The organism is Amycolatopsis sp. NPDC004747 (genome assembly GCF_053601335.1).
The window spans coordinates 25,870-49,741 of the sequence record NZ_JBSGBQ010000038.1 but is presented as its reverse complement, the minus strand read 5'-3'; the positions used below and the strand labels follow the sequence as shown (position 1 = coordinate 49,741).

Annotated in this window: 17 protein-coding genes; 9 read left to right on the top strand and 8 right to left on the bottom strand. The window is 71.5% G+C overall.

Annotated elements, in window-relative coordinates; genetic code table 11:
• Positions 1 to 4 precede the first annotated feature (4 nt).
• The gene (dapD, locus tag ACWEGE_RS39825; protein WP_449665664.1) at positions 5 to 988 is read right to left on the bottom strand and encodes a 2,3,4,5-tetrahydropyridine-2,6-dicarboxylate N-succinyltransferase; all 984 of its coding nucleotides are present in this window, start codon (positions 986 to 988) and stop codon (positions 5 to 7) included.
• A gap of 28 nt (positions 989 to 1,016) precedes the next feature.
• A complete protein-coding gene (locus ACWEGE_RS39820) occupies positions 1,017 to 1,427 on the bottom strand; it encodes a hypothetical protein (RefSeq protein WP_449665709.1) in 411 nt (136 codons plus the stop codon).
• 44 nt (positions 1,428 to 1,471) lie between these two features.
• Between ACWEGE_RS39820 and dapE the strand changes: the two genes are divergently transcribed.
• Positions 1,472 to 2,542 (top strand): succinyl-diaminopimelate desuccinylase, encoded by a 1,071-nt coding sequence (gene dapE, locus ACWEGE_RS39815; RefSeq protein ID WP_449665663.1) that lies wholly within the window; start codon positions 1,472 to 1,474, stop codon positions 2,540 to 2,542.
• 128 nt (positions 2,543 to 2,670) lie between these two features.
• Positions 2,671 to 3,468 (top strand): DUF3152 domain-containing protein, encoded by a 798-nt coding sequence (locus tag ACWEGE_RS39810; RefSeq protein ID WP_449665662.1) that lies wholly within the window; start codon positions 2,671 to 2,673, stop codon positions 3,466 to 3,468.
• A gap of 42 nt (positions 3,469 to 3,510) precedes the next feature.
• Here ACWEGE_RS39810 and ACWEGE_RS39805 read toward each other — a convergent pair whose 3' ends face one another.
• The 6 genes from ACWEGE_RS39805 to ACWEGE_RS39780 form a co-directional block, all read right to left on the bottom strand.
• On the bottom strand, positions 3,511 to 4,554 hold the full coding sequence (locus tag ACWEGE_RS39805) for a chitinase (protein WP_449665661.1): 1,044 nt from the start codon (positions 4,552 to 4,554) through the stop codon (positions 3,511 to 3,513).
• Between the two features lie 146 nt (positions 4,555 to 4,700).
• Positions 4,701 to 6,305 (bottom strand): M28 family metallopeptidase, encoded by a 1,605-nt coding sequence (locus ACWEGE_RS39800; RefSeq protein ID WP_449665660.1) that lies wholly within the window; start codon positions 6,303 to 6,305, stop codon positions 4,701 to 4,703.
• An 85-nt stretch (positions 6,306 to 6,390) separates the two neighbouring features.
• Entirely contained in the window at positions 6,391 to 8,655 is a 2,265-nt protein-coding gene (locus tag ACWEGE_RS39795; RefSeq protein WP_449665659.1) for a M4 family metallopeptidase, read from the bottom strand.
• A 308-nt stretch (positions 8,656 to 8,963) separates the two neighbouring features.
• Positions 8,964 to 10,229, bottom strand: coding sequence for a helix-turn-helix domain-containing protein (locus tag ACWEGE_RS39790; RefSeq protein WP_449665658.1), 1,266 nt, complete (start codon positions 10,227 to 10,229; stop codon positions 8,964 to 8,966).
• Between the two features lie 68 nt (positions 10,230 to 10,297).
• On the bottom strand, positions 10,298 to 12,319 hold the full coding sequence (locus ACWEGE_RS39785) for a M4 family metallopeptidase (RefSeq protein WP_449665657.1): 2,022 nt from the start codon (positions 12,317 to 12,319) through the stop codon (positions 10,298 to 10,300).
• Positions 12,320 to 12,570: 251 nt separating this feature from the next.
• Positions 12,571 to 13,899, bottom strand: a complete 1,329-nt coding sequence (locus ACWEGE_RS39780; RefSeq protein ID WP_449665656.1) for a helix-turn-helix domain-containing protein — start codon at positions 13,897 to 13,899, stop codon at positions 12,571 to 12,573.
• A 75-nt stretch (positions 13,900 to 13,974) separates the two neighbouring features.
• Here ACWEGE_RS39780 and ACWEGE_RS39775 point away from each other — a divergent pair, with 75 nt between their 5' ends.
• From ACWEGE_RS39775 to ACWEGE_RS39745, 7 genes are all read left to right on the top strand, one after another.
• Positions 13,975 to 15,810, top strand: a complete 1,836-nt coding sequence (locus tag ACWEGE_RS39775) for a glycoside hydrolase family 9 protein (protein WP_449665655.1) — start codon at positions 13,975 to 13,977, stop codon at positions 15,808 to 15,810.
• 9 nt (positions 15,811 to 15,819) lie between these two features.
• Positions 15,820 to 16,605: an LOG family protein gene (locus ACWEGE_RS39770; RefSeq protein ID WP_449665654.1), complete on the top strand. Its 786-nt coding sequence runs from the start codon at positions 15,820 to 15,822 to the stop codon at positions 16,603 to 16,605.
• Positions 16,605 to 17,189, top strand: coding sequence for an LOG family protein (locus ACWEGE_RS39765; RefSeq protein WP_449665653.1), 585 nt, complete (start codon positions 16,605 to 16,607; stop codon positions 17,187 to 17,189). Before ACWEGE_RS39770 ends, ACWEGE_RS39765 begins: the two co-directional genes overlap by 1 nt.
• A 734-nt stretch (positions 17,190 to 17,923) precedes the next feature.
• Positions 17,924 to 19,558 carry a glycosyltransferase family 4 protein gene (locus ACWEGE_RS39760; RefSeq protein WP_449665652.1) on the top strand — a complete coding sequence of 545 codons (1,635 nt, stop codon included), beginning with the start codon at positions 17,924 to 17,926 and terminating at the stop codon, positions 19,556 to 19,558.
• Positions 19,546 to 20,454: a glycosyltransferase family 2 protein gene (locus tag ACWEGE_RS39755; protein ID WP_449665651.1), complete on the top strand. Its 909-nt coding sequence runs from the start codon at positions 19,546 to 19,548 to the stop codon at positions 20,452 to 20,454. Before ACWEGE_RS39760 ends, ACWEGE_RS39755 begins: the two co-directional genes overlap by 13 nt.
• 64 nt (positions 20,455 to 20,518) lie before the next feature.
• On the top strand, positions 20,519 to 22,453 hold the full coding sequence (locus ACWEGE_RS39750; protein WP_449665650.1) for a hypothetical protein: 1,935 nt from the start codon (positions 20,519 to 20,521) through the stop codon (positions 22,451 to 22,453).
• A gap of 56 nt (positions 22,454 to 22,509) precedes the next feature.
• Positions 22,510 to 23,841 carry an acyltransferase family protein gene (locus ACWEGE_RS39745; RefSeq protein ID WP_449665649.1) on the top strand — a complete coding sequence of 444 codons (1,332 nt, stop codon included), beginning with the start codon at positions 22,510 to 22,512 and terminating at the stop codon, positions 23,839 to 23,841.
• The last annotated feature ends 31 nt before the right edge of the window (positions 23,842 to 23,872 follow it).

Below are 23,872 nucleotides of genomic sequence, written 5' to 3'. Positions count from 1 at the left end.
GCCCTCAGTCGTTCGCGTGCAGGGCCGCGTTCAGCTCGACACCGGCGCCGGTCCGCGGCACCACCTCGACCGCGCCCGTCGCCGAGTTGCGGCGGAACACCGCGCCGGAAATGCCGTTCAGCTCGCGGGCCTTGACGACCTTGCCCTCGACGACGACCTTCGTGCCCGCCGTCACGTACAGGCCCGCCTCGACGACCGTGTCGTCGCCCAGCGAGATCCCGACGCCGCCGTTCGCGCCGATCAGGCACCGCTCGCCCAGGGAGATCGTCTCCTTGCCGCCGCCGGAGAGCGTGCCCATGATCGAGGCGCCGCCGCCGACGTCCGAACCGTCGCCGACGACCACGCCGGCCGAGATCCGGCCCTCGACCATCGACGCGCCGAGCGTGCCGGCGTTGAAGTTGACGAAGCCCTCGTGCATGACGGTGGTGCCGGACGCCAGGTGCGCGCCGAGCCGGACGCGGTCGGCGTCGCCGATCCGGACACCGGACGGCAGGACGTAGTCGACCATCCGCGGGAACTTGTCGACGCTGTAGACGGTCACCGGGCCGCGCGAGCGCAGCCGCAGCCGGGTCGTCTCGAAGCCCTCGACCGGGCACGGGCCGTGGTTGGTCCACACGACGTTGGCCAGCAGGCCGAACATGCCGTCGAGGTTCTGGCCGTGCGGGCGGACCAGCCGGTGCGAGAGCAGGTGCAGCCGCAGGTACATGTCGTGCGTGTCCGCGGGCGCGTCGGCCAGCCTGGCGATCGTGGTGCGCACGGCGACCACCTCGACCCCGCGGTCGGTGTCCGGGCCGAGCAGCGCCGCGGCGGCTTCGCCGAGCAGCTCGGTGACCTCTTCGGCGCTCAGTCGCTCGGTGCCGGGCGTGCCGCCTTCGGTCAGCTTCGGGTGCGGGTACCAGGTGTCGAGGACCGTCCCGTCGGTCGCGACGGTGGCCAGCCCGACGCCGCTGGCGCCGGTCGTTTCGGGGTTCGGGCTCTGCTCGCTCACGACCCTCACCGTAGTGGAGTGACGCGGGTCAACCACTCGTGGGCCGCGCGTCTACCTGCTTCTTCAGGCCCGAAAGGGCAGCGGCGATGTCGACCAGCGCCTGCGAGCACGGGCCGCCCGCGGCGGGGACGGTGGTGCAGCCCGCGCTCCGGAACGCCCCGACCGCCTGGTCCAGCTTGGTGGCTTCGGCGACCAGCTGCGGGTCACGGTCGTCGGCGCGCTTGCGGGCCGCGCCCGGGACGTTGCCGACCTCGGTGACGTACTTCTCACAGCCCTTCGGCAGCTGGGTGCGCGGGCTGGCGTAGCACTGGTCGACGGTCAGCGCGTCCAGCTTGGTCGGCAGCGCGTCCGGACCGGGCTCGCCGCCCCGGCGCGGGGGCGTGGGCCCGGCCTCGTTCCCGCAACCCGACAGGACCAGGACCAGCAACGCGCCGCTCACGGCGACTCCGAACGTGCGCACACCCCCACGGTAGCGTGCGGGTCATGAGCCTCGACCTGCACGCCGATCCGGTGGACCTGACCGCAGCGCTGGTGGACGTCTTCAGCGTGTCCGGCGCCGAGGCGGAGATCGCGACGGCGGTGCAGGAAGCGCTGCAGACGCAGGCGCCGCACCTGGAGGTCGTCCGCAACGGCGACGCCGTGCTCGCGCGGACGAACCTCGGCCGCGAGTCGCGGGTCGTGCTCGCCGGGCACCTGGACACCGTGCCGGAGAACGGCAACCTGCCCTCGCGGCGCGAAGGCAGCGGTGACGAGGAGATCCTGCACGGCCTCGGCACGGTCGACATGAAGGGTGGCGATGCGGTCTTCCTGCACCTGGCGGCGACGCTGCCGTCGCCCAAGCACGACGTGACGTTCGTGTTCTACGACAACGAAGAGGTCGAAGCGGTCAAGAACGGCCTCGGCCGGATCGAGCGCGAGCTGCCGGAGTGGCTGGCCGGCGACCTGGCGATCGTCGGCGAGCCGTCGAACGGCGTGATCGAGGCCGGCTGCCAGGGCACCATGCGCGTCGAGCTGAGGCTTTCGGGCACCCGGGCGCACACCGCGCGGGCGTGGATGGGCGAGAACGCGATCCACGCGCTGGCCGAGCCGCTGCGGCGGCTGGCGGAGTACACGCCGCGGATCGTCGACATCGACGGCCTGACCTACCGCGAAGGCCTCCAGGCGACGTCGGTCAGCGGTGGCGTGGCGGGCAACGTGGTCCCGGACGCGGCGGTGCTGACGGTGAACCACCGCTTCGCCCCGGACCGCGACCCGGCGGCGGCCGAGCAGCACCTGCGCGAGGTCTTCGACGGGTTCGAACTGTCCGTTGTGGACTTGTCGCCGGGGGCGCTGCCGGGCCTGTCGGCCCCGGCGGCGGCGGAGCTGGTGGCGGCGGCGGGCGGCCGCGCGGCGGCCAAGCTGGGCTGGACGGACGTCGCCCGCTTCGCGGCCCGCGGCATGCCGGCGGTGAACTTCGGCCCGGGCAACCCGACTTTGGCCCACACGAAGCAGGAAAACGTCCGGACGGCGGAGATCCGCCAGGTCACCGAGGTGCTGCGCAAGTTCCTGGGCTGACCGCGCTGTGGCGGTCGTCACATCCAGCGTCCTGAGCTGCGGTGACGCTGCGCCACCGCAGCTCACCGCAACTTTTCCCGGCCGTGGCCCGTATGTCCTTCTGAAACCGCGCACCCCCGGGAGGACCCATGCCGAAAACCGCGAGACGAGCCGCGGCCGTGGCCGTGCTCGCACTGGCGGTGGGCGGGTGCGGCGGGGAACGGCAGCCCGTGGCCGCGCCCGCGGCCGGGCCGGTCCTCACCGCCATCGGGGAGGCCACCTCGGTCCCGCCGCCGCCGGCCGAGCGGGAGCCCGTCGCCCAGGCCGCGCCCGTCGAGGTCGCGATCACCTTCCCGCGGACCGGGTCCGGGCAGTGGATGTTCACCCCCGGCAGCGACGAGGTCGCCGGGAAGTCGGGCCGGCTGATGCGCTACCGGATCGCCATCGAAACCGACATCGACGGCGTCGGGCCCGGCGAGTTCGCCAAGGCGATCCGCACCATCCTCGGCGACCCGCGCGGCTGGACCGCCGGCGGGCAGTGGCGGCTGCAGCAGGTCGGCCCGGCCGACAGCGCCGACTTCACCGTCTACCTCGCCACGCCGGCCAGCCGCGACAAGCTGTGCGGCGGCACCCCGGACAGCTACACCTCCTGCCGCAACGGCAGCAACGTCGTGCTCAACGTCGCCCGCTGGGCCAACGCCGTCCCGAACTACGGCGCCCCGCTGGAGGTCTACCGCCAGTACATGGTCACCCACGAGACCGGGCACCGGCTCGGCCAGGGCCACGAGCTGTGCCCCGGCCCGGGCCGCCCGGCGCCGGTGATGGAGCAGCAGACGCTCGGGCTGCACGGCTGCGTCCCGAACCCGTGGCCGTTCCCGGACGGCGGCGGCGAGTACGCGGGCCCGCCGGGCGAGTACAACGACCCGATCCCGGCCGGCGACTCGTGAGTGGTGAAGCGGGTTGGAACCCTCCTCACCACTCACGAGGGGTCAGCGGCCCTGCAGGGACTTGACGTTGTTGCCGAACGTCCAGCTCTTCGAGCCGTCCCAGTTGATCGACCAGTCCATCAGGCCCTTCAGGCCCGGAACCGACCGCCACGCCTGGGAAACCAGGCTCGGCGACAGGTACCCGCCGCCCGCGCCGGGCTGCGCGGGCAGGCCCGGGACCTGCTTGTCGTAGGGCACGCGAATCGTGGTGCCCTGCACGACCAGGCCGTTGTTCAGGCACTGCGTCTGGACCGTGAAGCCCTGCACGGTCCCGGCCTGGTAGGAATCGCCGGAGCAGCCGTACATGGATCCGTTGTAGTACTGCATGTTCAGCCACCACAGGCGGCCGTTGTCCGCGTACTTCTTGATGATCGGCAGGTACGCGCCCCAGATCGAGCCGTAGGTGATGCTGCCGCCGGTCACGTACGCGGTCTCCGGCGCCATCGTGAGCCCGAAGTTCGACGGCATCTGCGCGAGCACGCCGTCGATGATCCGGATCAGGTTCGACTGCGACGCCGAGAGCGTCTTGATGTTGCCGCTGCCGGTCAACCCGGTCTCGATGTCGATGTCGATCCCGTCGAAGTTGTACTTCTTCAGGATGGGCACGACCGTGGCGACGAACCGGTCGGCCACCGCGGAGGAGGACAGGTCGATCCCGGCGGCCGCGCCACCGATCGACATCAGGATCGTCGCGCCCGCGCCCTTGGCGGCGCACATCTCCGCCGGCGTGGACACCTTCACCCCGGCGTCCATCCCGTCCTCCCACAACACCGTCCCGTCGGACCGGATGACCGGGAAGGCCGCGTTGACGACGTTGTACCCGTGCTGGGCCATGCGGCTGTCGGTGATCGGGATCCAGCCCAGCCCGGGGTGGACGCCGTTCGCGGCGCCGTCCCAGTTTTCCCAGTACCCCTGGAGGACCTTGCCCGCGGGGCGCGACTTCACCGCGCACGTGTCGGCCTGCACCGCCCCCTGCGCGGGGGCCGACACGAGCAGCGGGACGGCCAGCAAGGCTCCCAGCAGGGTTCCGAACAAGCGACCGGACATACCGGCTCCCATCGTCGTTGAGGGGCGTACGCGGCGTGTCCGCCCAACATAAGCGCGCGGGAAACCGTTGACTACCTACGAACGGGTGGTGGTCTAGACAAATCTGAGGGGGCGCCGCTTTCCCCGGAAAGCGGCGCCCCCGGGGATCAGACGGTGAGGGTCCAGCTGGAGAGGTAACCGGTGTCGGCGGGGCCGACGTCCCGGAGGCGGAGCTGCCAGGCACCGTTCGCGGCCTCGGAGGAGGCGTTGACGGTGTAGGTGGTGTCGAGGTTCGGCGTCGAGTCGCTGCTGGAGTTCTTCAGCCGGTACGCCGTGCCGTCCGGGGCGACCAGGTCGATGACGAGGTCACCGCGGTAGGTGTGGGTGATGTGCACCTCGACCTTCGTCGTGCCGGACGCGTTGCGCGCGCAGCCCGCGACGGTCGCGGTGCTGTTCACCGCGGCACCCGGGTAGTCCGGGATGTCGAGCCGCGTCGAGTTGGTCACCGGGGCGCACGACGAACTGCCGACCCCGAGCGAGAACGCCGCCGTGTGGTCGGCGTTCGCGCCGTCCGCGGTCACCGTGACCGGGAAGGTCCCGGTCGGGGTGCTCGACGACGTCGTGATGGTCAGCGTCGAAGAACCGCCGGACTGCACGGTGGCCGGGCTGAAGGACGCCGTCGCGCCGGCGGGCAGGCCGGAGGCGGACAGCGAGATCGACTGGGCCGAGCCGGACGTCGTCGCGGTGCTCACCGCGACCTGCAGCGACTGTCCCGGTTGGACGGTCCCGGCCGTCGGGTTCAGCGTCACCGAGAAGTCGTTGCCCTGCGTCGTGGCGACGGCGAGCTTCCAGAGCGCGTACCCGATGGCGTCGGAATTCTTCTCCAGCGGCGTGTCGGGGATGTTGGCCGTCGTGTCGCAGGCGCGGTGGTAGCAGTTGTCGAACGGCGAACCCGCGGTGCCGCCCCACTTCTGCGCCTGCGCCGAGCTCTTGATGTCGCCGGCGCCGGTGGCCAGGCCGCCGACCGGGATGCCCGCGCTCTTGAAGGACGCGTGGTCGGAGCGGCCGTCGCCCTCGCTGTCGCCCTCGGTCTGGATGCCGATGGAGGAGAAGTACTCGTCGAAGACGGCCTTGATCGAGGCGACGTCGTCGTAGACGAAGTAACCCCAGTTCTTCGAGCCGATCATGTCGAAGTTGAGGTAGGTCTTGATCTTCGTGCGCTCGCTGCTCGGCAGGTTGTTGACGTAGTACTTGGAGCCGACCAGGCCGGACTCCTCGTCGGCCCACCAGCCGAACCGGACGCGCTTGGCCATCGCCGGGTTGGTCCGGGCCAGCGTCAGCGCGACCTCGAGGATCGACGCGCTGCCCGAGCCGTTGTCGTTGATGCCGGGGCCGGCGCTCACCGAGTCGAGGTGCGCGCCGAGCATGATGACCTGGCTCGCGTCGCCCTGCGGCCACTCGGCGATCAGGTTCTGCGACTGGCCGACGCAGCTGGTGCAGGTCTGCCGGCTCGTGGTGTAGCCGGCGTTCTTCAGCAGGTTTTCCACATAGGACACCGACGCCGCGTACCCGCCGCCGCGCGGCGAGCGGGTGCCGCCGTTGTTGTTGGCGATGGTCTGCAGCTGGTTGAGGTGGGTCTTGATGTTGGCCAGCGAGATGTCCGGCGCGGCGAGCGCCGTGGCGGGAGCGGCGGTGGCCGCCGGCGCGCTGACAACGCCCAGCACGGCGGCGAGGGCGGTGACCCCGGCGCCGAGTCGTGTCTTCCACTTCATGGCGGTGAATTCCTTCGGTGGGGGTTGGGGAGAACGGCCGTGAAGGCCGCACCTGGCGGGTGCGGCCTTCACGGGGTGGGGCGTGCTACACGGTCAACGTCCAGGAGGACAGGTAACCGGTGTCGGCGGGGCCGACGTCTCGGATGCGGAGCTGCCACGCGCCGTTCGCCGCTTCCGAAGAAGCGTTCACGGTGTAGGTGGTGTCGATGTTCGGCGTGGAGTCGCTGCTGGAGTTCTTCAGCCGGTAGGCGGTGCCGTCCGGCGCGACCAGGTCGATGACCAGGTCACCGCGGTAGGTGTGGGTGATGTGCACCTCGACCTTGGTGGTGCCGGACGCGTTGCGCGCACAGCCGCTGACGGTGCTGGTGCTGCTGACCGCGCTCGCCGGGTAGTCCGGGATGTTCAGCCGCGTCGAGTTGGTCACCGGAGCACAGGACCCGGTGGTGCCGACGGACAGCGAGTAGGTCGCCGTGTGGTCGGTGCTGGCCCCGTCGGCGGTGATGGTGACCGGGAAGGTGCCGGTCGGGGTCGACGCCGAGGTCGCGATGGTCAGCGTCGAGGAGCCGCCGGAGGAGATGGTGGCCGGGGTGAACGTCGCGGTCGCGCCGGAGGGCAGGCCCGAGGCGGACAGCGTGATCGACTGCGCCGCGCCGGAGGTGATCGCGGTGCTGATCGTGGTGGTCGCCGAGGCGCCCGGCTGCACGGAACCCGAAGCCGGGTTCAGCGCGACCGAGAAGTCCGGCCCGCCGCCGCTGCACGAGGCCGGCTCACCGCTGACCGTGGTGACGGAGATGGCGTCCCACGCGGCCTTGGTGGCGTTGTACTCGGTGCAGCTGCCCGGGAAGAGCGCGATCGCGGCTTCGAGGGTCGCCTTGCGGGCGGCCTTGTGGTTCCACGATGAGGTCTTCTTCAGCAGGCCGTTGTAGAAGATCTTGCCGGCCTTCTGGATGCCGACGCCGGTGACGGTCGAGTTGTTGCAGGTCGGGCTGGCCGGCTTGCCGCCACCCGGGTTCGAGCCCTCGGCCAGCAGGTAGAACCAGTGGTTCTGCGGGCCGGCCGCCGCGTGCACCTCGGTGCTCGGGATCGACGAGGAGTAGCAGTTCGGGTCGCCGACCTTGGACGGCTGGTACATGTAGCGGATCGGGCCCTGGCCGACCAGGTTGACGCCCTCGCCGACCTCGTAGTCCGGGGTGTCCTTGGCGTTGTTCGCGTACGCCTCGGTCAGCGCGCCGAAGATGTCGCCGGTCGACTCGTTCAGGCCGCCGTTCTCGTTGCCGGAACCGGCACCGCCCGGGGTGAACTGGAAGATGCCGTGCCCGAACTCGTGGCCGACGACGTCCATCGAGGTGGCCTGGCGCTGGTTGTCCTGTGAGTGCCCGAAGTGCGTCGAGGAGCCGTTCCAGTACGCGTTGACGTCGTTCAGGCCGACGGACGCCGGGTAGCCGGTGCCGCTGCCGTTGATGCCGTTGCGGCCGAGCCAGTCGGCCAGCATCTTCCACTCGGTCTGGACGCTGTAGAGGACGTCGACGCAGCCGGTCTCGAGGTCCGTGCCCGAGCCGTTGCCCCAGTTGTCGTCCGGTCCGCTGTAGACGGAACCGCCTTCGCGGCCGCAGCTGATGCCGGTGCGGCCCGGGTCGCGCATCGTGTAGGTGCTGCCGGACTGCGTGGTGTCGATGGAGACGTTGCCGACGTAGTAGCTGTTGCCGGCGCCGGCCAGGTTCACCGTATCCGGCCGGCTCTGGCGCTTGGCTCCGGAGGCGAACGTCTTCACGTCGTCCCGCTGGTCGAGCACCGCCCCGGTCGCCGCGTCGACGAACACGTGCAGGTTGCTCGGTGCCGTGGCGGTGCGCCCGGCGACGACGACCTCGTAGGCCAGCTTCGGGCTCGCCCCGGCCAGCACCACCTTCTCCGGCGTGCTCACACTGTCCACAGTGGGCAGTTGAGCGCGCGCGGTGGCGGCCGCCTTCGCCGCGTCGACCAGCGCCTGGGTGCCGACGGTGATGGCCGAGGTCTCCGCGGCACTGGTGCCGCGGACGCGCCCGGCGCCGTCGGCGACGACCACCGCGTCGCCGCCGACGACCCGTAGGCCCTGGTAGATGCGCTGGTAAGCGCCGTAGAAGAGGCCACCGCCCCCGGCGGTCAGGCCGACGCGCTGGAACGATTCGCCCGCGCCGCGGCGCAGGGCGTCGAGGCCGCTGGCGGCCGCCTGGTCGGCGGCGCGGGCGGCCGCCGCTTCGGGGGCGGCGGGCTGGGCCTGGGGCGCTGCGCTCGCCGGGGTCACCGGTAACGCGAGCGTCATGGCGAGCCCGGCGGCGGCCGCCAAGCCCGTGCTGAACCCACGATGGGTCATCGAGGTCTTCCTTCCATGAAGGCAGAATCGAGGTCCGGTAAGGGAAACGGGAGACGTGTCCGGCGTGCTAACAGCAGGTATGCGTCCGGACGCATCCGAGTAAAGGATCAGCTCAACCGGGCGTCAATGCGCCGAACGGACCAACGGCACGTTCCGGATTATCGAATCAATTCGTACAAACCCCGCCACAGCAGGGGATTCTCCCCGCGTTCCGTGCCGGAACGACTTTCGTAGGGATTGTCGGTGACACCATCCGAACGCCGGACGATCTCGATCACCGGGATTCGTTAGTACGGCTCAGAAACCGGTTACCCGTCTTCCGCGCCCAGCGCGATGAGCCCGTTGCGCAGCACGTCCGCGGCCTCCTCCTGCTTCCCGGTCTCGCCGAGCAGCTCGCTCAACGGCCGCAGCGCGCGGACCAGCACCCCGCGGGCGCCCAGGCCGGTGGCGAGCTCGACGGCGGCCCGCAGGTCCTCGGCCGCGCGGCGGGCGTCGCCGCGGGCCCTGGCCAGCGAGCCCAGCTGCAGCCGCAGCTCCGCGGCCAGCGGCGTACCCGCCACGACCGCCGGGCGGACCTGGTCGAGCAGCGCCGACGCCGTCTCCAGCCGGCCCGCCGCGAGGTACTCCGCGGCCAGCTCGACGGTGATCGCCGGGACGTCGTCCGGCCACGCCGTCTCCCGCGCCGCGCCGAGGTCGGCCAGGGCGCCCTCGACGTCACCCGACCGGCCGCGGACCCGGGCCCTGGCGAGCAGGCAGTACGCCATCGCGGGGTGCAGGGCCCGTTCCTGCATCAGGTCGTAGGCCGCGGCGACCGACGCGGCGGCGTCGGCGAACCGGTCCGCCGCCAGGTGGCTGCGGCACACCTCGACGTGGCTGCGGGTCAGCTCGGCGAGCACCGCCGGACCGCCCCGGGCGAGCCGCAACGCCGAATCGGCGTACTCGGCCGCCCGCTCCAGGTCGCCCTGGCGCAGGTGCCGTTCGGCCAGGCACGCCCGCAGCGTCAGCAGCATCGACGGCTGCGGGTAGCCGTCGCGCAGCAGCTCGGCGTGGCAGGTCTCCAGCAGGTGCACCGAATACTGCACCTCGCCCCAGCCGGTCAGCACCGCCGCGCGCAGCGGCACGACCATCGCCCGCACCGGCGGCGGCTCGCCGGAAAGGGCCGTCTCGGCGTCGGCGACGTACTTCGTGCGGACGTCGCCGGTCGAGTACCCGGCCAGCCACAGCAGCGCGATCCCCGCCTGCCGCGGCCGGTCCAGGCGTTCGGCGTGCCGCCGGATCCGCTGCATCCGCGGGGTCGCGCGGCGCGCGTCGCCGGCCAGGAACCGTTCCGCCGTTTCGATCAGCTCGAGGTCGAGCTCGATCAGCTCGCGCGGGGACCGGCCGCCGAGCAGCTCGCCCGCGTCGATCCCGAGCTGCCCGGCGAAGAACCGCAGCGCGTCCCCCGACGGCGTCCGCGCCCCGGTCTCGACCGACGACACGTACGCCGCCGAGTACTGCGGCCCGGCCAGCTCGCGCTGCGTGAGCCCGCGTTCGGTGCGCAGCTCACGCAGGCGTTCGCCGACGCTCTCGCTCACCAAGGCCGCCTTTCCACCGGTTCAGGGTAGGCCGCGCGGTGGCGTGGTCCGCCACCGCGCGGCCGGGATCAGCAGGCGCCGCTGTCGCTCCAGACGGCCCACGAGGTGGGCGCGCCGGGCTCGGCACCGGTCGAGTACCACAGCGACGTCCACTTGTGGCCGTTGTGGCCGACGACGTCGTTGGGCGCGTACGCCTTGGCGGAGTCCCACTCGGCGAGCCCGTCGCAGCCGGTCGGCGGCGGGCCGCCGGTGCCGACGGTGAGCGAGAACTGCGCGGTGTGGTCGGCGTCGGTGCCGTCGCCGGTGACCGTCACCTGGCTGGTGCCCTCGGGCGTGGTCGCGGAGGTGGTGATGGTCAGCGTCGCCGTGCCACCGGACTGGATGCTCGCCGGGCTGATCGTCGCCTTCGCGCCCTCGGGCAGGCCGCTGGCCACGAGCTGCACGGTCTGGGCGTTGCCCGAGGTGACCCGGGTGGTCACCGTGGTGGTCGCCGTCTGTCCGGGTTGTACGGTCGCCGACGTCGGCGACAGCGTCAGCGAGTAGTCGTTGCCGGCGGGCGGCTGGCCGGTGCAGGCCGGCTCGCCGCTGACGGCGGGCACGCTCACCGCGTCCCACGCGGCCTTGGTGGCGTTGAACTCGGTGCAGCTGCCCGGGAACAGCGCGACGGCGGCTTCGAGCGTGGCCTTGCGGGCCGCGCGGTGGTTCCACGACGAGGTCTTCTTCAGCAGGCCGTTGTAGAAGATCTTGCCCGCCTTCTGGATGCCGACGCCGGTCACCGTCGAGTTGTTGCAGGTCGGGCTGGCGGCGCTGCCCTGGGACAGCAGGTAGAACCAGTGGTTCTGCGGGCCCGCGGCGGCGTGCACCTCGGTGCTCGGGATCGACGCCGAGTAGCAGTTCGGGTCGCCGACCTTGGCCGGGTTGTCCATGTACCGGATCGGGCCGTTGCCGACCAGGTTGACGCCCTCGCCGACGATGAAGTCCGGCGTGTCCTTCGGGTTGTTGGCGTAGAACTCGGTCAGCGCGCCGAAGATGTCGCCGGTCGACTCGTTGAGGCCGCCGTTCTCGTTGCCCGAGCCGGCGCCGCCCGGCGTGGTCTGGAAGATCGCGTGCCCGAACTCGTGGCCGACGACGTCCATCGGCGTGGCCTGGCGGCGGTTGTCCTGCGAGTGCCCGAAGTGCGTCGAGGAGCCGTCCCAGTAGGCGTTGACGTCGTTGAGGCCGACGCTCGCGCGGAACCCGCCGCCGGCCCCGTCGATGCCGGTGCGGCCGAGCCACTCGCCGAGCATCTTCCACTCGGTCTGGACGCTGTAGAGGACGTCGACGCAGCCGGTCTCCAGGTCGGTGCCCGAGCCGTTGCCCCAGGTGTTGGAGCTCTTGGTGAAGATCGAGCCGCCTTCGCGGCCGCAGGCGATGCCACGGCGGCCCGGGTCGGTCATCGAGTAGGAGCTGCCGGAGCCGGAGGTGTCGATGGAGACGGTGCCGGCGTAGAACGAGTTGCCGGTGCCGGCCTCGCGGACGTCGTCCCGCGTGTCGAGGACCTGTCCCGTGGTGCTGTCGATGAAGACGTGCAGGTGGGTCGGCTTGCCGTTCGTGCGCCCGCCGACGACGACCTCGTAGGCCAGCTTCGGGGTGTCCCCGGCCAGCACGACCAGCCTCGGCGCTTCGGCCGTGTCCACGGTGGAGACCTTGCCGCGCGCGGTCTTCGCGGCTTGTTCGGCGGTCACCGCGGCCCGCGTGCCGATGGTGATCGGGGCGGTGTGCGCGGCTTCGGTGCCGCGGACGCGCCCGGCGCCGTCGGCGACCACCACCGCGTCCCCGCCGACGACCGGCAGGCCGTGGTAGGTGCGCTGGTAGGAGGCGTAGTAGAGCCCGCCGCCACCCGGGGTGACCCCAGTGCGGACGAAGGCCTCCCCGGCACCCTTCGCGAGCCGGTCGGCGCCGCTGAGGGCGGCCTGGTCGGCAGCGCGGGCGGCGAGCGCCTCGGGCGGGGTGGCGGCGGGAGGTGCGGGAGCTGCGGCGGCCGGGATCGCCGGCACCGCGAAGGTGAGGACCAGGCCGGCGATCGCCGCCAGCCCACGTGGGGATCTCATGGGGAACCTTTCCGGGGACCGGGGAGGAGTGTGCCCGGAGGAATAACTGCTGTTATTGCGCCGGACGCGTCCGAGTAAAGGTTCCGCCCGCGGACGGGTCAATGGGCCGAACGGAGCAGTGCGACGGCGTGACGATCGTTCCTCGCGCGGCAAACGTGCAGGTAGGAGCGAGATGACAGACTGGTCTGAACCAATTCACAGACTTTCGTAGGAAAGTTGCTTTGGTCCGGACCACCGAGTCCGCTGGTCCGCTATTCGGCGCGGGCCGCCGAGTCGAGGCCGCGGCGGTAGGCCTCGACGGCCTCGTCCAGACGACCACGTTGCCGGAGCGCGTCGCCGAGCCGCAGCGCGGTCGAAACCGCCGCGCCGTGCAGGGACGCCGCCGTCTGGATCTCGAACGCCTCGCGCAGCAGCCCGGCCGCCGTCGCCAGGTCGCCCCGGACCGCGGCGACCTGGCCCAGCAGGCTGGTCGCCTCGCCCCGTGACTCGACGTCCCGGGCCAGCAGCTCCTGGACCTCGGACACCAGCATCGCGGCCTCCGCGGCCGCCCCCTGCCGGAGCCGGACCTCGGCCAGTTCGAGCGTCGCGCCGGCGAAGCCCTCGTCCGCGCCGATCGCCGCCAGCTGGTCGCGGGCCGCCGTCAGCTCCGCGCGGGCCTCGTCGAGGCGGCCCAGGTGGCGCAGCAGGTAGCCGCGGGCCCAGCGGCAGCGGGCCGCGTCCCGCTCGAACCCCACCGACGCGAAGAGCCGGCACGCCTCGGTCAGGTCCGCGTCCGCCCGGTCCGCGTGGCCGGTCGCGTGCCACACCTGCGAGGCCTGCCGGTGGAACCGCGCGACGAAGTCCGGCCGCGTCGCCGCCCGCGCCAGCCGCCGCCCGTCCTCGGCCGCACGGCGGGCCCGGTGCAGGCCGCCCATCTCCATCAGCGGGTGGATCAACGCCGTGAGCAGGCACAGCTCGGCGTCCGGGTCGGCGGGCCGCGCGGCCAGCCCGGCTTCGATCCGGGCGATCGCCGGGCCCGGGTCGCCGCTCTGGAACCGGCAGCCCGCCCACCGGTGCACGATCATCGCCGCCAGCCACGGCGGTGCCGCGCCGGCCAGCTCCTCCGCGTGCTCCAGCGCCCGCTGCGCCCCCGCGACGTCGAAGAGCTGCCACTTCACCTCGGCCCGGCAGAACCGCGCGTAGCACTCGACGTCGTCGAGGTGGTAGCCCGCGGCCTGCTTGCCGACGGCGGCGAACCGCTCCTCCGCGGCCGCGATCCGGCCCTGCTCCAGGTCGCGGTAGCCCTCGTCCAGTGCCGCGCGCAGCTCGTCGGCGACGCCGGGCGGGCGGCCGAACCGCAGCTCGTCGACGGTCAGCCCGAGCCGCTGCGCCAGGTAGGCCAGCATCTCCTCCGACGGCGGGCGGCTGCCGGTCTCGACCTTCGCCAGGAAACCCCGGTCGTAGCCCGGCTCGGCCAGCTCGCGCTGGGTCCAGCCGCGCCCGGTGCGCAGCCGCCGGATCCGCGCTCCGAGCGGTTCGGCGGGGGCACTGGTCACCTCTCCACGGTAGGTCATCGGCGCGGCGGCCGCGGAAACGGACATATTGACTCCTCCGCGCGCACCGGGATAGCGTTCTCCGCTAAATAGGAAACTTTCCTAACAAAGTGGAGGCCGATCATGCGCCTGCTTCCCCTCGCGACGGCGGCCGCGCTCGCCGTGCCCCTCGCCGCCGCTCCGGCCGAGGCCGCGACCGCCCCGGCGGAGGTGCGCGTCGACCAAGTCGGCTACGCGCTGGGCGAGGCGAAGCACGCGTACCTGCTCGGCGGCGCGGGCGGGACGTTCACCGTCGTCGACGAGCGCGGCCGCACGGTCCGCGAAGGCCGCACGGGCGCGAGCCTCGGCGCCTGGAACGCGCGCTACCCGGCGGTGTTCGACCTCGATCTGTCCACTTTGGAGAGACCGGGCACCTACCGGGTCAAGGCCGCGGGAGCGACTTCGCCGCCGTTCCGGATCGACACCGCGCGCCGGCTGTTCCGCCCGCTCGTGCGCGCCACCACCGAGTTCTTCCAGGCCCAGCGCGACGGCCACGACGTGCTCCCGGGCCGCCTCGACCGCAAGCCGTCACACCTGGCCGACCGGGCGGCGACGGTCTACGCCGAGCCGAAGTTCGAGGGCGAGGGCGGCGACGAGATCGTCGAACCCCTGAAGCCGCAGGGCGGCCCGGTCGACGTCGAAGGCGGCTGGGTCGACGCCGGCGACTTCGTCAAGTTCACCTCCAACACCGCGTACTCGCTGGCCGAGCTGGGTTACGTGCTGCGCGAGGACCCCGATCCGGTGCTGGCCGAAGAGGTCCGCTTCGGGCTCGACTGGCTCGACAAGGTCTGGGACGGCCGGACCGGGACGCTCTACGCCCAGGTCGGCATCGGCACCGGCAGCGAGGAGTTCGGCTTCCTCGGCGACCACGACGTCTGGCGCAACCCGCAGGACGACGACGCGCTCGACGTCAAGCCCGGCGATCCCGCCTACTTCGTCAAGCACCGCCCGGTGTTCCCCGCGGCCCCGGCGGGCGCGCCGCTGTCCCCGAACCTCGCCGGCCGCGTCGCGGCGGCGTTCGCGCTGGGCGCGCAGCTCTACGCCCACCGCGACCCGCGGCTCGCCCGCCACTACCTGACCGAGGCGGCGGCCGTCTTCGCGCAGGCCGGGACGACCGGCGTCGGCGAGCTCGTCACCGCGTTCCCGCACGCCTACTACCCGGAATCGTCGTGGGAGGACGACCTGGAGCTGGGCGCGACCCAGCTCGCCCTGGCGGCCCGGGCCTTGAAGGACCCGCGAGCCGACGGCTGGGCCCGTGACGCGGCGAAGTGGGCGAAGGCCTACATCGGCAGCGGTGACACGAGCACGCTGAACCTGTACGACACGAGCGCGCTCGCCCACGCCGACCTGGCCGGTCTGCTGCGCACCGGCGTCCCGGGCGCCGCCCTCGGCGTCCGGGAGCTGGCCGCCGACCTGCGGCGCCAGCTCGACTCCGGCGTCGAGGCGGCGCAGAAGAGTCCATTCCGGACGGCCGTGGACGTCACCGACTTCGACGCCGCCAGCAAGAGCTTCGGCTTCGCCGCCACCGCGCGGCTCTACCAGCGCGTCACCGGGGACACCCGGTACGCCGCCTTCGGCGTGCAGCAACGGAACTTCACCCTCGGGGCCAACGCCTGGGGCGTCTCGCTCGTGGTCGGCGCCGGGACGACGTTCCCGCAGTGCCCCCACCACCAGGCCGCGAACCTGGCCGGACCTTCGAAAGTGCTCTACGGCGCGGTCGTCAACGGCCCGAACGGCGCGGACAACTTCGCGGACCTGCCGTTCCCCGCGGGTGCCAAGGAGTGCACCCGTCCGTATGAATCCTTCGACGGCCGGGGAAGCCGCTACGCGGACGACCTGAGTTCATGGCCCAGCAACGAGCCCGCCATCGACTTCACCGCCACGGCGCTGCTCGCGTTTTCACTGGCGGCGAGGCCGTAGCATGGGGAAGTGAGCGAACAGTCTGAATGGCCGGACGGCCAGTACCCCGAACGTCCGGTGGAGCGGCACAAGGGCCCGGTCGTGCTGCGCCGCGACCGCCGCGACCAGGGCAGCACCACCGACCAGCGGCTCCTGGACTCGCGCGGCCCGAGCGACTGGGTGCACACCGACCCGTGGCGCGTGCTGCGCATCCAGGCCGAGTTCGTCGAGGGCTTCGGCGCGCTCGCCGAGGTCCCGCGCGCGGTCACCGTGTTCGGCTCGGCGCGCACCAAGCGCGAGAACCCGGAGTACGAGCTCGGCCGCAAGATCGGCGGCGCGCTGGCCAACGCGGGCTTCGCCGTGATGACCGGCGGCGGCCCGGGCGCGATGGAGGCGGTCAACCGCGGCGCGGCCGAGGCCGGCGGCTTCTCCGTCGGGCTCGGCATCGAGCTGCCGTTCGAGCAGGGCCTGAACCCGTGGGTCGACCTCGGCGTCAACTTCCGCTACTTCTTCGCGCGCAAGACGATGTTCATCAAGTATTCACAGGCCTTCATCTGCCTGCCCGGCGGCTTCGGCACGCTCGACGAGCTGTTCGAGGCGCTGACGCTGGTGCAGACGAAGAAGGTCACGAAGTTCCCGGTGGTGCTGTTCGGCAGCGACTACTGGGGCGGCCTCTACGAGTGGATCAAGAACTCGGTGCTGGCCGAGGGCAAGATCAGCCCGCACGACCTGGACCTGCTGCACGTCACCGACGACATCGACGACGCCGTCCGCGTGGTGCAGGAGTCCTACCAGGCGTGGGAGGACACGCACTGATGCGGCGGATCTGTGTCTTCTGCGGGTCGTCGATGGGCTTCTCGCCGCGGTACGCCGAGCAGGCGGCCGCGCTCGGGAAGCTGCTGGCCCAGCGCGGCATCGGCCTGGTCTACGGCGGCGCGAGCGTCGGCACGATGGGCGTGGTCGCCGACGCCGCGCTGGCCGCGGGCGGCGAGGTGATCGGCGTGATCCCGGAGGCGCTGTCGAGCGTCGAGATCGCGCACGCCGGGCTGACCGAGCTGCACGTCGTCGCGGACATGCACGAGCGCAAGGCGAAGATGGCGGCGCTGTCCGACGGCTTCCTCGCGCTGCCGGGCGGCGCGGGCACCCTCGAAGAGCTGTTCGAGGTCTGGACGTGGGCCCAGCTCGGCCTGCACGGCAAGCCGATCGGCCTGGTCGACGTCGACGGCTACTACGCGCCCCTGATGACGTTCGCCGACCACATGGTCACCGAGGGTTTCCTCAAGGACGGCTACCGGCAGCTCCTGCTCACCGACGCCGACCCGGCCGCGCTGCTCGACCGGTTCGAGACGTACGAGCCGCCCGCGCCGCCGAAGTGGGCGAGGGAGGCGCCGGGGATCTGAGCGGCGTGGCCGGGTCGGCAGGGGCTGCCCCGGAAGCGCCGCTCCGGCAGGGGCCGCACCGGCAGGGTCGCTCCGGCAGGGTCGCTCCGGCAGGGTCGCTCCGGCGGGGGTCGCTCCGGCGGGGGTCGCTCCGGCAGGGTCGCTCCGGATCAGGCGCTCCGGAACCCACCGCCCCGGCAAGCCCGCCCCGGCGGCGGCCGCTCCGGAACCCGCGCTCCGGAACCAGTGCTCCGGATCAGGCGTTCCGGCTCAGCGGCGGTGATTCGCCGGTGTTACCACCGTGTTTCGGCAACACCGTTGTGCAATTCGTACGCTTTAAATCCGCGTGAGTTGTCCTACGGCAACAAAAGCGGCGGCCGCCGGGCCGTCGCCGACCGGCGGTGCGCCGGGCCGCCGGTCACCCGGCCTGGCACCCGAACCGGCCTCGACCTGCGGATGCCGTGGGCGCGGCCCCGCTCCTCCACCCGCTCCGGGCAGCCCAAAACGACGTGCGCGGCGATTCAGGTAGGATCCTTCGAGTTTGCTGGCCGAATGTGTAGTCACCGTCCGCAACCGGAACCCGCGCGCAGATGGGTGACTTTTGCCCCCTATAGTGTGGTTCCTGTAGCGCCGTCGGGGGTCGGTTCGGCGCTCGCCCCGAAGCCGGGAAAACCGTTTTCCACCAGCTTCGTGGCAGCAATGTTTTCGTGGTTGGTCAAAGCTTTCCGAAAGGGAAACGGACTGATGGGGCGGGCGTGGGTACCGACTTGCTGACTGAGACGTTCGAGGTAGTCGACGACCGTGGCGTCGGTCTCGTCGGGGACGGTGCCCTCGACGAGCGCGAACGCCGGCTGGTGATCGGCGCCGCCAACTACCACTCCCTGGTGCGGCGCGGCGCGACCCTGCGCCTGACCGTCGTCCGGGCGCTGCACTTCGGCTACCCGTCGCTGAGCGACGAGCGCTGCCTGCACATCGGCTGGACCCAGGACCGCGAGTCGGTCGGTTCCGTGGTGGTGCGCAGCCTGGTCGCCCCCGAACCCGGCACGCAGGTCACCGGCGAGTTCGTGGACCTCGTCATCGACGTCGGTGGCAAGCCGGTCGTGCAGAACGGCTACCAGCAGCTGGGCGGCCCGATCGGCAAGGCCAAGAAGCTGGTCCGGTCGCGGGTCCCGTTCCAGTACGACCACCTGCGCCAGCTGCGGACCGACGTCGTCGAGCGGCGCATGCGCTCCACGCAGCTGCCGCGGCGGCTGCCGGTCGCCGGCAACACGAACTACCACCGCGCGGCCACCACCGCCCGGCCCGCCATCATGTTCGGCCTGCACTGGCTCGAGCTCGGCGGCGCGGAGCGCTGGGCGCTGGACTGCATCCTGCTGGCCAAGGAAGCCGGGTTCGTCCCGATCGTGATCACCGACCGGGACTCGGCCCACCCGTGGATCACCCGGCCGGAGTTCGACGACACGGTGTTCGTCCCGGTCACCCACCCGATCAAGCTGGGCACCGACTCCCAGCTGTTCAGCGGGCTGTTCTCGGCCTTCGACATCCGCGGCATCCACGTGCACCACAACACGTGGCTCTACGACCGGCTGTCCTGGGTGAAGTCGGTCTGGCCGGACGTCCCGGTCGTCGATTCGCAGCACGTCCTGGAGTGGCGGACCGGCGGCTTCGTCGACCACGCCGTGCAGGTGTCGGCGATGATCGACCAGCACCACGTGATCTCCCCGCAGCTGCGCGACTACCTCATCCACCGGCAGGGCATCCCGGCGGACAAGGTCGTCCTCGCCACCCTCGCGAACGCCACCACGGCCGGGATCACCCCGGACACCGTCGGCGCCGAGGCGAAGTCCACCCCGTTCACGGTGAGCTACATCGGGCGCTTCCACCAGCAGAAGCGGCCGCACGTGTTCATGAAGCTCGCCGCCGAGCTCAAGAAGTCGTCGCCGGTCCCGGTGCGGTTCATCGTCCAGGGCGACGGTCCGCTCGCGGACGAGGTGCACGCCCTGCGCGGCCGGCTCGGCCTGACCGACGTGCTCCAGGTCCGCGCGGCGGACCACCCGGTCAAGGAAACGCTGGCCGAGTCCGACGTCCTGGTCATCACCTCGGAGAACGAGGGCCTGACCCTGACGACCTTCGAGGCGACCGCCGCCGGGGTCCCGGTGCTCTCCTCCGACGTCGGCTCGCAGGCCTCGGTGGTCCCCGAAGGACTGCTCGCCCCGCGGCACCCGTACGCTTTCGTCCGGCAGGCGGCCGAGAAGATCCGGACCATGATGTCTTCGCCCGACCAGCGCAAGCGCTGGTTCGAGGAGCAGGCCGCCAAGAACGAAGCCTTTGCCAAACTGCCCAAGGCCAGCGCCTGGGCCGAGGAGCTGTACCGAGGGTGGAAGCAGTGAACAAGGTCGCCGCGGTCGTCGTCACCTACAACCGCAAGGACAAGCTCCGCAAGGTGCTCGACCACATCCTGGCCCAGACCCAGGCGCCCGAGTGGCTCGTGGTCGTCGACAACGCGTCGACCGACGGCACCGACGAACTGCTCGCGTCGTACGCGACCGACCCGCGGGTCACCGTGCTGCGCCTGACCGAGAACACCGGTGGCGCCGGCGGCTTCTCCGCGGGCATGGCCAAGGGCTACGAGCTGGGCGCCGACTTCCTCTGGATCATGGACGACGACTGCTACCCGCAGCCGGACGCGCTCGAGGAGATGGTCAACGGGCTCGACAAGGCCGAACAGACCCTCGGCCACCAGATGCCCTTCGCCTGCTCGGTGGTCAAGTGGACCGACGGCGGCATCTGCGAGATGAACAACCCGGGCACGACCTGGGACTGGGGTCGGCTGCTCTCGCTCGGGCAGCAGGCGGTGCTGGTCAACCACTGCTCGTTCGTGTCCGTGCTGATCCCGCGCTGGACGCTGACCCGCTTCGGGCTGCCGCTGACCGACTACTTCATCTGGTTCGACGACATGGAGTACACCCTGCGCGTCGCCAAGGCCGCGCCCGGTGTCCAGGTGCTGACCAGCGTCGTGGTGCACGACCTCCCGGAGAACCGGGGCGTGAACTTCGGCCAGATCAACCACCAGAACGTCTGGAAGTACGAGTACGGCGCCCGCAACGAGCTGTCCTACCGGCTGCACCACGAAAGCCCGTTCGCGGCCGCCGGGTTCGCCATCCGCGTGCTCAAGGGCATGGCGCAGGGACACGTCTCCCGCTCGCTGCGGCTGCGGATCGTGAAGGCGCTGTTGCGCGGTGTGAAGTTCGACCCGAAGCCGAAGTTCCCGCGCTCGGTGCTCTGAGGCCAGCCCGGATCCGTCCCCGCGGCTGGTGCCGCGGGTCGTGCCGTCGTTCAGGAGAACCCCGATGAAAGACCTGGTCAAGGACCCAGCGCCGGTGACCGGCCAGGAAGACGCCCCCGTCGGTGAGGAAGCTGTCCGGCCCACCGGGTCGCGGCGGCTCACCGAGCGCTTCCGGGCCTGGCGTCTCGTGGTCGAGGCCCCGTCCCGGGCGACGCTCCTGATCAGCGGGCTGCTCACCGTCCTCACCTGGCAGCTGCCGTCGTTCTCGCCCATCGAACCCAAGGGCGACTACGACTACGGGCTCCTGATCGCGATGGCGCGGCACCTCGGCCTGAGCTTCGGCGACCGGATCGCGACGACGTACGGGCCGCTGTACTTCCTGGCGATCCCGTCCACCACGGTCCGGGCCGAGGTGCTCGTCGGCTTCCTCTTCTGGTTCGTGTTCACGACCGGCTGCCTCGCCGCCTGCTTCCAGGCGTTCCGCGGCCGGGTCGGCACGCCGTGGGCCTGGGTGGCCTGCGGCGTGATCGCGGTCAGCTTCAGCATCGTGCCCCTGACCAGCGTCATCACCGCCACGCCGGGCTTCGTCGCGGTGCTGGCCGTCTGCCACGCACTCGGCCTGCTGCCGAAGTGGGCGGAACGGTCGTTCCCGGTGGTCATGGGCCTGCTGGTGGCCGCCATGCTGCTGACCAAGTTCTCGGTGGGCCTGATGTGCGGCCCCATCGTGCTGGGCGCGGTGCTCGTCCGGCCCGGCAGGCGGCTGCGGGAGTTCGCGGAGTTCGCCGTCTCCGGCCTCGTCGGCCTGGTCCTGCTCTGGATCGTCGCGGGGCAGCCGCCGACGCAGGTGGTGCAGTACGTCGTCCGCGCGCTGTCGGTCGGCAGCGGGCACGCGCAGTCGATGGGCCTGGAACCGACGAACGCCGCCTGGGAGTACCTGGTCGCCGCCGCGGTGACGATCGTGCTCGCCGTCGCCGTGGCCAGGATCAAGATGGACGGCCTGCGCTGGCCGCTGTGGCTGGGTCTGCTGGCCGGCGGCTGGCTGCTGTTCAAGCAGGGGTTCGTCCGGCACGACTCGCACTCCGCGCAGTACTTCGCCGTGCTGTTCGCGCTCGCCGTGCTGGTCGCCGTGCTGCGGCGCAGCGCGGTGCTGGCGGTGGTCGCGGCCATCTCGCTGCTGGCCCAGGCGGCCAGCTTCGGCGGTGGCCTGTGGGTGATCGACCCGGCGCGGTCCCTGCACACCTTCGCCGAAGGCGCCACCATCGTCGCCTCCGGCGGCCACCGGGACGCCGTCCAGGAGGAAGCGCGGGCGCAGCTGCGGCAGCGCACCGACATCCCGCAGCGGTTCCTGACCCGGATCGGCACGCAGACGGTCCGGGCCGAGCCGTTCGACCAGGCCATCGGCTGGACCTACAACCTGAACCCGGCGATCCCGCCGACCCTGCTGAATTACGGCGCCTACACCGAGCTCCTCGACAAGATGAACGAGTCCTGGATCGCCGACGACGCCAACGCCCCCCGGTTCATCATCCGCGAGAATACCCGGACCACGCTCGACGGCCGGTTCGCGCTCTGGGACCCGCCGCGCGCGGAGCTCGCCGAGACCTGCCGGTACTCCATGGTGGACTCCACGGACAAGTGGCTGCTGCTCGAGCGCGGCCCGAACCGGTGCGGTGCCGAGCGGGAGCTGTCCAGCACGCAGGTGGCCGCCGGGCAGTCCGTCCCGGTGCCCACGGCCGCCGACGGCGTGGTCGTCGCCCGGGTGTACCCGGAGCAGTCGCTGACCGAGCGCGTGTGGGGCTTCCTCTTCAAGCCGGACGACCTGACGGCGAGCCTGGACGGCGAGTCGTTCCGGCTGCCCTGGACGCACAGTGACGCGCCGCTGATGGTCGCCGCGCCGCAGGAACCGTCCGTCACGCTGGCCGGGCGGCCGCTCCAAGCGCGGACCCTCTCGATGAGCGCGCCGGGGCGTGTGGTTTTCTCCGTGGTCAACCGGAAGTGATCCGGCGCAGCTCGCCGGCCCAGATCGAACACCCGTAACGCGGAGGACGCCCGACGATGGACGCAGAAAACGGCCGTGTGCTGACGACGACCCCGTCGTCGGCGGCACCGGTGGCGGCCGTCGCCGACGGGGTCCCCGCCACGCCGAAGACCGACACGAAGCCGGCCCGCTCCGCCCGGCCGGGCGTCCACATCGGCCAGCTCACCGGGATCCGCGCGGTGGCCGCGTTGTGGGTGCTCGCCTTCCACTTCCGGCCGGAGCTGCTGAAGTCGTTCGGGTTCCTGTACCCGCTGGTCCCGCTGTTCAACGTGGGCTACCTCGGGGTGGACCTGTTCTTCGTGCTCAGCGGGTTCATCCTGACCTTCACCCACCTCGACCGGATGGCCGAGAACTGGGGACCGAAGAAGATGGCCGGCTTCCTGTGGCTGCGGCTGTCCCGGATCTGGCCGGTGCTGTTCTTCATGCTGCTCGTGTGGGGGGCCTACCACGCCTTCTCGCTGGAGGCGAACAACGACGGACGGCTGCAGGGTGCGCTGGACCCGTCCCGCTTCCTGTCGCACGTGTTCCTGGTGCACGCCTGGAGCACGGCCCACCACGACTGGAACCCGGTCGACTGGTCGCTGAGCGCCGAATGGCTGGCCTACCTGGCCTTCACCGTGCTGGTGGTGGTGCTGGCCCGGATGCTCGTCCACGTCAGCACCCGGGCCCTGCTGGTGACGGCGGGGATCCTCGTGGTGCCGATGGTGGTGATCGGCATGGGCTTCCAGGACGGCAGCGACCTGCTGTGGAACGGCGACACGATCGTCGCGGGGATCGTCCCGTTGCGGGTGCTCACCGAGTTCTTCGCGGGCGCGGTGGTCGCCCTGCTGGTGATGCGGCACGGTGCGACGGTGAAGCTGCCGTGGTTCCTCAAGCCGAGCGCGATCCTGGTGGCCATCGTCGTGGTCGTCTACGCCGTGCAGCGGTGGGACCCGGCGCCGCGGTTCCGCTTCGACCAGGACTGGCGGATCAACGGCCACCTCATGTGGGGCTCGACCGAGACCGTGGTCGTGGTGCCGCTGTTCCTGCTGCTGATCGGCTCGCTGGCGGTCAGCCGCCGCGACCCGGCGACCCGGCTGCTGGCGAGCCGGGTACTGGTGTGGGGCGGGAAGATCTCCTTCGCGCTGTATATGGTGCACTGGTTGTTCCTCGACCTGGCGCGCAAGGTGATTTCGACGAAGTTCGTCATTCCCGATGAGCTGTCCGGCTGGCAGAGCTGGCCGTACCGGCTTACCGTGCTCGTGGCGATCGGGCTGGCGGTGCTGAGTGCCCACCTGGTGTACCGGTTCGTCGAAGAGCCCTGCCGCCGGATCATGCGGACCCTGCTGCCCTCCTCGATGAGGGTGTGAGCGTCGCGAGCCGGGACCTGGACGTGGATCG

Coding starts and splice junctions, on each gene's coding strand:
- dapE (WP_449665663.1), top strand. CDS start 1,472: ATGAGCCTCGACCTGCACGCCGATCCGGTGGACCTGACCGCAGCGCTG.
- ACWEGE_RS39810 (WP_449665662.1), top strand. CDS start 2,671: ATGCCGAAAACCGCGAGACGAGCCGCGGCCGTGGCCGTGCTCGCACTG.
- ACWEGE_RS39805 (WP_449665661.1), bottom strand. CDS start 4,554: ATGTCCGGTCGCTTGTTCGGAACCCTGCTGGGAGCCTTGCTGGCCGTC.
- ACWEGE_RS39800 (WP_449665660.1), bottom strand. CDS start 6,305: ATGAAGTGGAAGACACGACTCGGCGCCGGGGTCACCGCCCTCGCCGCC.
- ACWEGE_RS39795 (WP_449665659.1), bottom strand. CDS start 8,655: ATGACCCATCGTGGGTTCAGCACGGGCTTGGCGGCCGCCGCCGGGCTC.
- ACWEGE_RS39785 (WP_449665657.1), bottom strand. CDS start 12,319: ATGAGATCCCCACGTGGGCTGGCGGCGATCGCCGGCCTGGTCCTCACC.
- ACWEGE_RS39780 (WP_449665656.1), bottom strand. CDS start 13,899: ATGTCCGTTTCCGCGGCCGCCGCGCCGATGACCTACCGTGGAGAGGTG.
- ACWEGE_RS39775 (WP_449665655.1), top strand. CDS start 13,975: ATGCGCCTGCTTCCCCTCGCGACGGCGGCCGCGCTCGCCGTGCCCCTC.
- ACWEGE_RS39765 (WP_449665653.1), top strand. CDS start 16,605: ATGCGGCGGATCTGTGTCTTCTGCGGGTCGTCGATGGGCTTCTCGCCG.
- ACWEGE_RS39750 (WP_449665650.1), top strand. CDS start 20,519: ATGAAAGACCTGGTCAAGGACCCAGCGCCGGTGACCGGCCAGGAAGAC.
- ACWEGE_RS39745 (WP_449665649.1), top strand. CDS start 22,510: ATGGACGCAGAAAACGGCCGTGTGCTGACGACGACCCCGTCGTCGGCG.